Source organism: Crystallibacter degradans (assembly GCF_012952295.1).
Taxonomy (GTDB): domain Bacteria; phylum Actinomycetota; class Actinomycetes; order Actinomycetales; family Micrococcaceae; genus Crystallibacter; species Crystallibacter degradans.
The window spans coordinates 1-10,498 of record NZ_JABBCH010000034.1 but is presented as its reverse complement, the minus strand read 5'-3'; the positions used below and the strand labels follow the sequence as shown (position 1 = coordinate 10,498).

At 60.8% G+C, this 10,498-nt stretch carries 10 protein-coding genes, 3 pseudogenes and 1 other annotated feature; of the genes and pseudogenes, 5 read left to right on the top strand and 8 right to left on the bottom strand.

Features of this window, described 5'->3' with window-relative positions:
• Positions 1–127 precede the first annotated feature (127 nt).
• The 7 genes from HGO92_RS22615 to HGO92_RS22585 all read right to left on the bottom strand — a co-directional run bounded on the left by HGO92_RS22615 (position 128) and on the right by HGO92_RS22585 (position 7,091).
• Positions 128–274: a hypothetical protein gene (locus HGO92_RS22615; protein WP_169998865.1), complete on the bottom strand. Its 147-nt coding sequence runs from the start codon at positions 272–274 to the stop codon at positions 128–130.
• Positions 275–591: 317 nt separating this feature from the next.
• Positions 592–2,043 carry an aldehyde dehydrogenase family protein gene (locus tag HGO92_RS22610; protein ID WP_169998863.1) on the bottom strand — a complete coding sequence of 484 codons (1,452 nt, stop codon included), beginning with the start codon at positions 2,041–2,043 and terminating at the stop codon, positions 592–594.
• 715 nt (positions 2,044–2,758) lie between these two features.
• Complete coding sequence (locus HGO92_RS22605) at positions 2,759–3,868, bottom strand: dihydrodipicolinate synthase family protein (protein ID WP_240974903.1); 1,110 nt, start codon at positions 3,866–3,868, stop codon at positions 2,759–2,761.
• A 133-nt stretch (positions 3,869–4,001) separates the two neighbouring features.
• Entirely contained in the window at positions 4,002–4,817 is an 816-nt protein-coding gene (hcaB, locus tag HGO92_RS22600; protein WP_169998861.1) for a 3-(cis-5,6-dihydroxycyclohexa-1,3-dien-1-yl)propanoate dehydrogenase, read from the bottom strand.
• 3 nt (positions 4,818–4,820) lie between these two features.
• Positions 4,821–5,093 carry a dihydrodiol dehydrogenase gene (locus HGO92_RS22595; protein ID WP_169998860.1) on the bottom strand — a complete coding sequence of 91 codons (273 nt, stop codon included), beginning with the start codon at positions 5,091–5,093 and terminating at the stop codon, positions 4,821–4,823.
• Between the two features lie 13 nt (positions 5,094–5,106).
• The gene (locus HGO92_RS22590) at positions 5,107–5,640 is read right to left on the bottom strand and encodes a 3-phenylpropionate/cinnamic acid dioxygenase subunit beta (RefSeq protein ID WP_169998858.1); all 534 of its coding nucleotides are present in this window, start codon (positions 5,638–5,640) and stop codon (positions 5,107–5,109) included.
• Between the two features lie 2 nt (positions 5,641–5,642).
• The gene (locus tag HGO92_RS22585) at positions 5,643–7,091 is read right to left on the bottom strand and encodes an aromatic ring-hydroxylating dioxygenase subunit alpha (protein ID WP_169998856.1); all 1,449 of its coding nucleotides are present in this window, start codon (positions 7,089–7,091) and stop codon (positions 5,643–5,645) included.
• Between the two features lie 194 nt (positions 7,092–7,285).
• On the opposite strand from HGO92_RS22585, the gene HGO92_RS22580 reads away from it, so the two are divergent.
• Entirely contained in the window at positions 7,286–7,681 is a 396-nt protein-coding gene (locus tag HGO92_RS22580) for an SCP2 sterol-binding domain-containing protein (RefSeq protein ID WP_169998854.1), read from the top strand.
• A 116-nt stretch (positions 7,682–7,797) separates the two neighbouring features.
• On the top strand, positions 7,798–8,310 hold the full coding sequence (locus HGO92_RS22575; RefSeq protein ID WP_169998852.1) for a hypothetical protein: 513 nt from the start codon (positions 7,798–7,800) through the stop codon (positions 8,308–8,310).
• Between the two features lie 230 nt (positions 8,311–8,540).
• On the opposite strand, the pseudogene HGO92_RS22570 reads toward HGO92_RS22575, so the two are convergent.
• Positions 8,541–9,003, bottom strand: a pseudogene (locus HGO92_RS22570) (integrase core domain-containing protein); the annotation flags it as partial.
• 188 nt (positions 9,004–9,191) lie between these two features.
• On the opposite strand from HGO92_RS22570, the gene HGO92_RS22565 reads away from it, so the two are divergent.
• From HGO92_RS22565 to HGO92_RS24035, 3 genes and pseudogenes are all read left to right on the top strand, one after another.
• A complete protein-coding gene (locus HGO92_RS22565; RefSeq protein ID WP_346769074.1) occupies positions 9,192–9,371 on the top strand; it encodes a hypothetical protein in 180 nt (59 codons plus the stop codon).
• Positions 9,332–9,445 (top strand) — a sequence feature (AL1L pseudoknot). It overlaps the preceding gene by 40 nt.
• A pseudogene (locus HGO92_RS22560) lies at positions 9,371–10,012 on the top strand (IS3 family transposase); the annotation flags it as partial. It overlaps the preceding feature by 75 nt. The gene HGO92_RS22565 and the pseudogene HGO92_RS22560, both read left to right, overlap by 1 nt.
• A 26-nt stretch (positions 10,013–10,038) precedes the next feature.
• Positions 10,039–10,371 (top strand): annotated as a pseudogene (locus HGO92_RS24035) (helix-turn-helix domain-containing protein); the annotation flags it as partial.
• Positions 10,372–10,498 lie beyond the last annotated feature (127 nt).

The window sequence follows — 10,498 nt, the reverse complement described above, 5'->3', positions numbered from 1 at the left end:
CGGTAGAAAAATCACGATCTAGACAATCCGATTCTCTCCCAAGGCCCTCACCCCAGCCGAAACAACCTCCCCGCCCCGGACTTCTCACGCGGCAGCGCCGATTACACTCTCAATTCTGAAGAGCCGGTTAAGCAATGTCAAAGAAAAATGCCCGCCACAGGGCCGCCACCAGCAGCACCCTGTCCGCCATTTCACGAAGCGTTTCCAGCCACGGCGGAGCAGTGGGCCGCCAGGCCGCACTCGTCGCCGTGGGATCCGGGCTCGTGCTGAGCATGGCCGTGCCAGCCCACGCCGGAGCCACCGCATCCGACCCGCAGGGGCTCACCGCAGCGTCCAGACCTCCTCAAGGACCAGGCGGGAGAGCTTTCCCCGTGCCTTGGGTGTGAGGTCGGCGTTGGTATGGGTAACGTAGGACACGAAGGTCCTCCTAGCGTCGAGATGAGTGTGGTAACCCGAATCGATACCGGAGGCCCTCGCCTTTTACATCACGCCACGCTGTTCACAACGTCCGTGGGAATTACACCTAGGTCCGGAACCTGACGATGACGTCGGCGTTACCGCCAGGTTACGGACATTCGGGATGGTGTGTTTCTAGAACGGGTACTGCTGGTCCGAACGACCGACGGTGATCCACTTCAGTTCGGTGAACTCGTTGATCACCGCGCGGCCGTCAAACCGTCCGTAGCCGCTGTCCTTGACTCCACCGTAGGGTGCCTGTGCCTCGTTCTGGACCGTGGGTCCGTTGATGTGGCAGGCACCCGATTCGATCCGCATGGCGGCGTCGAGGGTGCGGTTAATGTCCTGGCCGAAAACAGCGGCTGAGAGGCCGTACGCCGTGGCGTTGGCGATGCCGATGGCGTCGTCGTAGCCCTTGGCGCGAACCACCGTGGTGATCGGACCGAAGGTCTCCTCGTCGTAGATCTGCATTTCCGGCGTGACGTGGTCAATGATTGTGGCGGGCATGACCGCGCCGTCCGCGATGCCGCCGGCAACTACCCTAGCTCCCTTGGAGAGTGCGTCCTCCATCATGCCGTTGAGGCGCGGACCGTTCTTGGCGTTCAGCATCGGGCCTACGATGCAGGAACCGTCAGTGACAGGGTCTCCCGTTCCCAGCTCGGCCGCCCGTGCCGCGAACTTCTGCACGAATTCGTCGGCGACTGAATCATCGACAACGATCCGCTCCGTGGACATGCAGATCTGGCCCTGGTAGAGGAATGAACCGAACACAGCGGCGCGCACGGCGTCGTCGATGTTGGCGTCATCCAGAACGACTAAGGGCGACTTTCCGCCGAGTTCGAGCAAAGCCGGCTTGAGTTCCCGTGCAGCCTTTTCGGCGATGATGCGACCCACACGGCTTGATCCCGTGAAGTTGATGCGGCGAACGGACTTGTGCGAGATCAGGGTGTCTATGATCTGCGGGGAGTCCTCCGCAGCGTTGGTGATGACATTGAGCACGCCGTCGGGCAGTCCGGCGTCCCGCAGCGCCTCGGCAATGAGCAGGTGGGTTTTCGGGCTCGATTCGGAAGCCCGGAACACTACAGTGTTACCGCATACCAGCGGGTAGGCGATGGCCCGGGCGCCCAGAGCCACAGGTCCGTTCCAGGGAGCGATGCTCAGAATCACGCCGACCGGCTGGCGAACAGTCATGGAGAGGGTTCCCGGCTTGTCCGTCGGGATGGTCTCGCCCTGAATCTGGGTGGCCAGGCCTGCAGCCTCCCGGAAGAGGTTCGCGGCCGCGACGACGTTGAAGGCGGCCCAGAGTTCGGACGCACCAACTTCCTGGGCCATGGCGGAGATGAAATCCGGCATCTTGGCTTCCAGGGAGTCCGCCGCCTTCAGCATGATCGCACGCCGCTCGGACGGACCCGTCTTGGACCAGGTCAGAAAGGCTGCCTGAGCCGAATCGACCGCTTCGATGGCGTCTTCCTGTGCGGCGGCAGCGGCCGTTGTGACAACGTCCCCGCTGATCGGATGAATGCGCTCAAAGGTTTTTCCGTCGAGTGCCTTGCGGTCCTTGTTGTCAATAACGAGTAATGTTTCCACGAGCTTTTTCTCCTACTGTTCTGGTGCTGATGACAATCAAACGATAGTGACTGAATACCGGGAGCCGTTGTGGCTCCGGGGCTTACAAGCGGGGCCGGTTCCAACGCGTCGTCCCGACGGCGCGGAACCAGCAGTACTGCCGCCAGACCCACCGCCGCAGCAATGCCCCAGACGGCGAAGTTGACGAAGTTGCCCAGTCCCGCTGACACCACGCCACCTCCGCCAAAGATTGCCAGGACGGCCCGGATTTGCGCTCCCACCGAACCAAATCCAACGACGGCGACCAGCAGGTACATCACAGGAAGCGACGCAATCCCCGTGCCCATGAGGAACCAGTGCCACGCCTGACAATTCAAAGGACACCGCGGTCAGGGGACGCGGGCCGAACCTGTCGGCCAGTCTGGAGGCCACCAGCGCTCCGACGATCGCGCCAATGTTCACAGCCAGCAGGTCAGTCCGCTGATACCCGATGCAAACCAGGATCATCGAGGGTAGGAGACGCCCGGTCAGAAAGCCGCGGAAATGCCCTTTGGCCTTTCCTGTAGGGACCATTGCCCCGCCAGCTGACTCCTGAACAGGGCGGTGCAATGGCTCCAGCCCGTACATCCGGACAATCGCCTCCGCCTCTGCAGTGTGCCCCCTGGACGCCAGGTACGCCGGAGATTCCGGCGTAAGACGAACAGGAGTGGTCGATATTGGCTGGAAACCAGTCAGGTTAGGAGGCTGGAAGAAAATCAGAGGAGTCAGCCTCCATGGGCTGCCTGCGGGGGGTTTCTGAAACCGGCGACGGCGTCGTCGGGGCTTTGGCCCGAGACCTGGTTCTGGGTTTGGCTTCTGGCTTGGCGACGTCGGCTTTCAGTTCCTCTACGAGCTGGCGCCACCGACGGCCGGTCTCCCGCGCACCTTCCAGGTATTCGACCGGGGTGGTCTGGAAGGGTGAGCGGGGCGATCCGGCCTTGATGTATCCGGCCTCATCGAACCGAAGCTTCTCCAGGGCGATGTTGTACTTGGAAAATTCCGGGAAATTTGCCCGCGCTAGGAAAGTCTCATACGTCCATTCGATCCGTTTGGTTAGGTGCCGCGCTGTCTCGATGTTGTTGGCGACCAGGGCCTCGCGGAGGGCAATAACCGGTTCCGGTCCGCAGAGGGCGCTGCTGCTCCAGCACCCGACGGCCTCCTCCGGATACATGGTCTTGGCCAGGAACCAGTCCGTCTCCAAGGTGAGCAGGCGCATCTTCCCTTCGACAGCCGCAACGTCGAGGCCGTACTTGGGTGTCAGGGCTATGTATTTGGCCCCGACCACCTGAGGAAGCTTTGCCAGTTCAGCATAGACCGCCGTCGGAATGGGTCCCTTAAACGCCTCTGTGTTGTCATAAAGCATCAAGGCCATGTCGGGAAAGGCATCGACAATTTCCTTGTAGTAGGAAACCATCGTTTCGGCGCTGAGCCCGCCCCACATCGGGCGGCCCAGGAAAGTTCCCCGGACGCCAAGGTCCTGGAGGAAGCAGATCCGATCAATGGTGTCGCGCGTGTTGAGGGTAGTAGCACCGATGAAAAGCGGCAGATCCGGCGCTACCTCCGCCGCCGTTTCCGCAACCTGCCGCGCAAATGACTGCCACTCCGGCAAAGTCAAAGTTGCCATTTCGCCAAGGGTTCCGTTTGTCATGATTCCATCAACGCCGTCGGACACGAGCTGGCGAATCATCCGGTCGGTTTCCGCCAGATCAACCGTGTCGCGGGACGCGACATCACCCGCTCCCACAACAGATGGGGTGGGAGTTACTGCGATTACGCCTTGTAAGTCCTCCACTCCGAACTTCTGCATGTTGGCACCTCCTAAAATTGTCACGGCCCTGCCGCACGCAAGGAATCAAAGACTTTGACTGATGCCGACCAGTCAATGGGATTATTCGTCGGCGCCGACTTCTTGCAGCCGACGCCAACCAATGAAACTTCGCCTAGTTTTGGAGGCCCGCCATGCGGGTCATTCCACGAACTCCCAGGCCGCCGTCGCTGTTGATGATGGTGCCCGTCACTGCCGCACTGCGCTCACGGGAGGCCAGGTACGCAAATGCCCACGCGTGATCGGAGGGCTGTGCGACAATCCCAAGTGGGTTGTTCCCCCCAATGAGACCCTCGATGTCCGGTACATCCTTGAGTCGCAGACCCTCGTTGGCCAGCGCCGGGACACCCCGAAGCTCCGTGACCGTCCCGCCTGGCGCCACGCCGTTAACCCGAACGTTCGGCGAGAGCTCGTACGCCAGTTCCGTGATGAGCCCGCGGACAGCGAATTTCGAGGCCATATACAGCGGCCCGCCCCCGCCGGCGTAGAACCCGGCGTTCGATACGGTCATCACGACGTCGCCGCGATTCGCGATGAGCTGGTCCAGGGCTGCCTTGACCGTCATGATGTTGCTCTTGACATTAACCGCAAACAGCTGGTCAAAGGCATCACTGATCTTCTCCTTGGGCAGCTGGGGAATCTCCGTGAAGTAGTCGAAAACACCCACTACACAGACCAGAGTGGTGAGCGGACCAAAGGCCGAGACAGTTTCGGCAACCGCCTTGTCGTTGTCATCCATGGACGTCGCATCGCCCTCGATAACGACAACAGAATCTGACGAGAAGTTCTTGCGCAGATCTGCAGCTTTATCGCGTGAAATCTCCAGGATGCCGACCTTGGCACCCTCCTGCACAAAGAGTTCAACTACCCCTCGGCCGATGCCTGAGCCGCCGCCCGTGACGAGCGCGACCTTTCCATCCAAAAATCCCATAATTTATTCCTTTCTCATCAAAATCGATAGGGGTTTTGCACGCATCTCGGAACCCGGCCCGTACGGCGTCTCCAGCAACCTTGAAAAGGTGGCAGAAGGCTGCCAGGTCAGGCATTCAAGCTGCAGCGGATCCAGCTGGGTCTCGAAGCCCAACTTGGGTGATGTGACGACAAGCCGTTCACCGTTGCCGGTCCGGATGTATGCCAGTTGGACCACGGTGAATTCGTTGGCAATCTGAATGATCGGATCTTCGCCGGCCTTGTAAATGATGCCCATGGTTACTCCTTCGTCACATGATCAATGCGAAGTTATGGGTCATGATGGTGGTCTGATCCAGAACGACCACACGCTGGACCATGTGGAAGCCGTCGTCCACCCGGCGAAGAACGTCGTGACGCTCGCCCGAGAGGATGTCATACGTGGGCACGTCCCCCCGCGTCCGGTACAGGAGCAGATTCGACGCGACCTTGAACTCGTCGTCCTTGTCGCCTCCGACCACCCGCACGTTCGTGACGAAGTGGCGGGATCGTGAGGGCGGATCTTCAGCCCAAGCATATTCGGTCTCCAGCCTGAGTACCCGCATCTCCATGGTGTCCCAGTCGTCGTCCATCAGGGTCATGCCTTCGATGATGTCCGTTTCGGCCTCCCGCTCCCGGGTGACCCGAAGGGGCACAACGTAGTGCAGGTCCTGCGCCATGAGGTCAAGCCATTCGCGGTACTTACCTGCATCCAGCAATGCGGCTTCCGCAAAGAGCCATTCGGTAATTTCCCGGACGGCCGTGTCTACTACCTGTGTTTGGGGTGTCTGTGCTTCGATTGTCATGTTTAGGCCTCCACAGTCTCTTTGGTGCCAGCCAGTGCCTCGACCTTGCCGTTCCCCTGAGCCCCGTTTGGGCTGCGGTGGGCTTCCGAAGGCTTGTCCGAAACTGGCCTGTCCTCAAGCATGAGTTCCATCCAGTATTCGAGGAAGTTTCGCTGGTTGGCTTCCGCGTAGTCCATCGGATAGGCCACACCGGGGCCGGGCCAGTCCGGATCCGGTGTGAGTGCGCCACGGCCCATCTGGTAGTTCAGGTCACCCTTGCGGGCAAATTGACCAGCCAGGACGCGGGTGATGCTCCGCCAGTTTTCTGCGTCGTCCTGTTCGAAGGCGCCCGAAATCCCGAAGGTGTGAAGATACGTCTTGTAGCCTTCTTCCTTGAACCAGTCGGGTGCGTCCTTTTCGACCAGGAAGAAGGAGTAGACCTCCATTTTTCCAGGGCCGAGGGGGTGCCACAGACGCAGCGTGAGGAATGCTGTTGGAGCGGAAACGTGGTCTTTCGATATCATGAAGTTTCCGATGGACAGGTTGGGGAAAACGTTTCCGTGGATGAAGTTGTTCGGCCGGAATATCTCGACCTGTTCCGGCTTGAGCCGCGCTTTCATCTCGTCGATGATGTTGTCCGGCATTCCCATGAACTCGGGTAGGGGGATTCCCGGCGGCGGGCCGATAATTCCGATGCCATGACCGTGCTCGGTGTGCACATGTTCGCCGTACAGCGCGAACATGGGGTCCGGTGGAGCCATCCCGAGTTCCACCATAGAGCGGTGAGTCATCATGGTGTGGTATGCGTCGCCGACGAAGTTGTCGGATCCGAGCTTCCAGTTGGCATCAACGATCCAGCGTTGCGGGGCCCCGACCACTTCCATGCCGGCGTCGCTGCGGTCCATCACGATGTCCAGGTAGAACTTGAAGTCACCTAGGTAGTCGGAAAGCGATTCGGCGTGGGGGTCAAGGCAACCGAAAATCATGCCTTTGTAAGTGTCGAGTTGGGGGATGGAGCGCAGGTTCCAGTCCGCTTTTTCGAGTTTGTTATCGTACCCTTCTTTGCCGGCGGGGACACCTACGAGCTTTCCTCCGTTGTTGTACGTCCAGCCGTGGTAAGGACAGCGGAAGTGGGAGGTGTTACCCATTTCCGCGCGGCAAATTTGCATGCCACGGTGCCGACAGCTGTTAAGGTGGGCACGCACGTTTCCGTCTTCGCCCCTAGTGACGATGAACTGATCCTCCGCGATGTAGCGGACTACGTAGTCACCGGGCTTGGCGATCTCACTCTCATGGGCCAGGTAAACCCATGAGCGGCCAAACACACGCTCTCGTTCGACGTCATGTACCTCGGGGTCATTGAGGAACGCTGTCGGGACGGTCCACCTGGCCTGCACATCGTGCAGCCCTTTTTCCAGGTTATGTCGTAGCTTATCGCTCAACTGTGACTGGTGTTCTTCAGTAACAGACATCGTTGTCTCCAATTTGGCATTGCGTGCATCAAAAATGTGTGCACCTATTATCGCTAACTGAATTGCCGGTTAGCTGCGTTGGTCGGGACGTCCAATCTTCTGCCCGCCCCTCGCAGACTAACTTCCTAGCATGTTAGTATGCTGTCGTGGGTAGGTCAACAGGCCTGGCACCAGTCACTCAAAGGAGAGGGCACATGGCAACACCTGTTTTGTCACCGGAATGGATGAAGAGTTACGCCGATCTTTGGAACGAGACCGAGCTCACGCGTGAAGGTATGAAAAAACTCAGCATGGTCATTGAGTACCGCCTGGCGGAGGACGAGAGTCGGGCCGGTCAAGTCGAGGTCCGCGAAGGCGAAGTCGTTCGGGCGGGGGCGCCGGCGGCCGGCATCAAGCCTGATTATCTGCTGACGGCGAAGGTCGACACTTGGCAGCGGTTGGGGCGAAGTGAATTGTCGGCATCGAACGCAATGGTCACGCGGAAAGTTAAGTTCCGCGGTCCGATGGCCGTCGCCTTGGCCCACCTTCCGTCCCTGGAAGAAGCCATGCGCATGTTCGGCCAGATCGAAGACACGGACTGGGCCGTCTGACCGGCGGTAACCGCGGCCGGGCGCCACTTGGTGTGTCCAGCCGCGGCGCCGGGCTTCCTGGATGATCCACCCCCGACCGGTTTCCCGGTGAATTAACCAGTGATTTAAGTAGGACGATGGACCACGAACAGACGCCGGCGAGGGATGGGACGGACCCTGACCGATACCGCTGGCAGGACCAGCACGGCGAATCCGTACTGAAAGCTCCTCTCCATGTGAACGGAACGACGTTTGACGGCAGGCTGCTTGGTTTCAGATTCTACGAGGACTCAGCTGTTTTGATGGACTTCAGCGGCCAGGAAGTAGTGCTGGCGAGACCAGGGGCTGACCATCCTGATGGGGCCTTCGGCCTTCTTGTAACAGCACCCGGGGCCGGTGGGGATCTCGCGTCCGCAGTGGCGCAACTACCCGATCAGCCCGCCCTGATTGTCATCGAGGGCGGCACTGAGCTCACCCGCGTCCTGTTATCACAGGAAGCTCGGCTGAGCAAGGGCCTGACCACTGTCATAGTCGACGACGGCAGCACTGACTACGCCGTGAATCTGATACGTTCCGGACAGGCGGACGCCGTCGCAAGAACCCAGGCGTGGGAGCAAGACGTCCCGCATCCAACCGAAAGTGAGAGATGAGCACGTGAAGTTGCTCACGATTCGCACTCCGAACGGTACACGGGCAGTCCGCCAGGTTGACGATGTACTCATAAAAGTGGATGGGTTTAACGACGTCGGCATGCTGCTGCGCAACCCTGACTGGCGCTCCATAGCTGACGCTGCCGACGGGGATCGTCACAGCCTTTCGGAAGCCGACCTCGCGCCAGTTATTCCTGTTCCCGGCTGTCAACGGTCATTAGGAATTGCCCCTAGGCGGCCAGCAGATCTGGTTGGGCCCCCGTTAGCAGTCCAGCGCCTGCGATAGCTAATTGGTTTTCTTGCGTCCAGGTTTCCCAGTAGCGTTTCGGCGTCATGCCGTCCAGGGATCCGTGGGGCCGTTCATGATTGTAGATAGCTTTCCATTCCTCGGCCAAATACTTCGCTTCGGCCATGGTGTCCATGATTTCTTCGGCGAGTTGTTCCCTTCTGAACTGGGCGTTGAATGACTCGATGAAGCCGTTCTGCCAGGGCGATCCCGGGTCGATGAACGCGGTGTCCACGCCGGCGGTGTTGCACCACTCGATCAGTGCGGCGGCCGTGAATTCCGGCCCGTTGTCACACCTGACGTAGGTCGGTGTGGTCCCGGTTTCGGCGATTATATTTCTCCAGCACCGCAACCACGTCCGACGCTTTGAACGACCGCCGCGGGATGACCACCAGCGCGGTGCGGGTGAATCGCACCGGGTTTGATGGAGACATCGATTACCCGGAAGGATGATTCCCATGCCAGCACAACGGAAGTACCCAAACGAGCTGCGTGAGCGCGCAACGCGGATGGCCATGGATGCAAGGAAAGACCCTGCGACCAGGACCGGCGCGTTCCGCCGGATAGGTGAGCAGCTCGGGGTGAACCCGAGGCGCTGCGGACCTGGGTGAGCCGGGCCGAGATCGGCGAGGGCCTGAGGCCGGGCACGACAACGGCGGACGCGGACCGGATCACCGAACTCGAGCGTGAGGTCCGCGAGCTGCGCCGGGCGAACACGATCCTGAAGCAGGCCTCGGCTTTCTTCGCGGCGGAGCTCGACCGCCCGTCGAGGTGATGTGCGCCGTCGTAGACAATCACCGCGATGAACACGGGGTCGAGCCGATCTGCAAGGCGCTGCAGATCGCCCCGATCACGTACTACGCCCGCCGTTCCCGGCCGGAGTCCGCCAGAGCAGTCAGCGACCGCGAGCTGGGGGAAAGGATCGAGAGCGTCCACGCTCACAACTACGGCGTCTACGGCGTCCGGAAGATCCACAAGGAGCTGCACCGGCAGGACATCCCAGCGGCGCGCTGCACCGTCGAGCGGCTGATGCGCCAGAAGGGCCTGCGCGGGATCTCGCGGTCCAAGGGGCCGCGCACCACGAAGCCAGCACCGGAGACCGGCAGGCCCGCGGACCTGGTCGAACGCCGGTTCCAGGCCACGGCGCCAAACCGGCTGTGGGTCGCAGACATCACGTATGTCCGCACGTTCGCCGGCTGGGTCTACGCGGCGTTCGTCATCGACGTCTTCTCCCGCAGAGTCGTCGGCTGGCAGGTGGCCACCAGCCTCTACACCGACCTAGCACTGGACGCTTTGGAAATGGGCATCTGGGCCAGGATCCAGGACGGCGCAGACCTTACCGGGCTCGTGCACCATTCCGACCGCGGAGTCCAGTACGGATTCAACCGGTCGTCGCAACACCTTGATCACGGAGGTGTGCGATGGGTCGCGAGAAGCAGGAGATGCCGCAGGCGGCGGGGGTCGGGCGGAGGCAGTGGGCGGCGGATCGGGCCCTGCGTCCGCCGATGCGTTCACCTGGGCGGCCGGAGCCCTCTCGTGCGGTGCAGTGAGCGTTCTGGGCACTGATCGCGTCTGGACTGACGACGGCTGAGGCCCCTGCGGAGGTGGGCGTGTCGTGGCCGGTCGGGTCTCGTTGGTTCCGTCACGCTGGCGGCATGTCGCCGATCAGTCTGGACGAGCCCACGGGCCGTTACCTGTCTTTCGCCGAGCGGGAGGAGTACGCTTTGCTGAACGCCGGGCAGGTAGGCGTGCGGAAAATCGCCCGGCGGATTGGAGGCTCTTCAGAATTGAGAGTGTAGTTTCGGTCTGAATCCGCCGGATTCCAGCAGCGATCTGGCGACATAGTTGGTGAGATTCCGGAAGCCGAGGGCAGATCCTCGTAGGTGTTCGAGTCTCCCATTG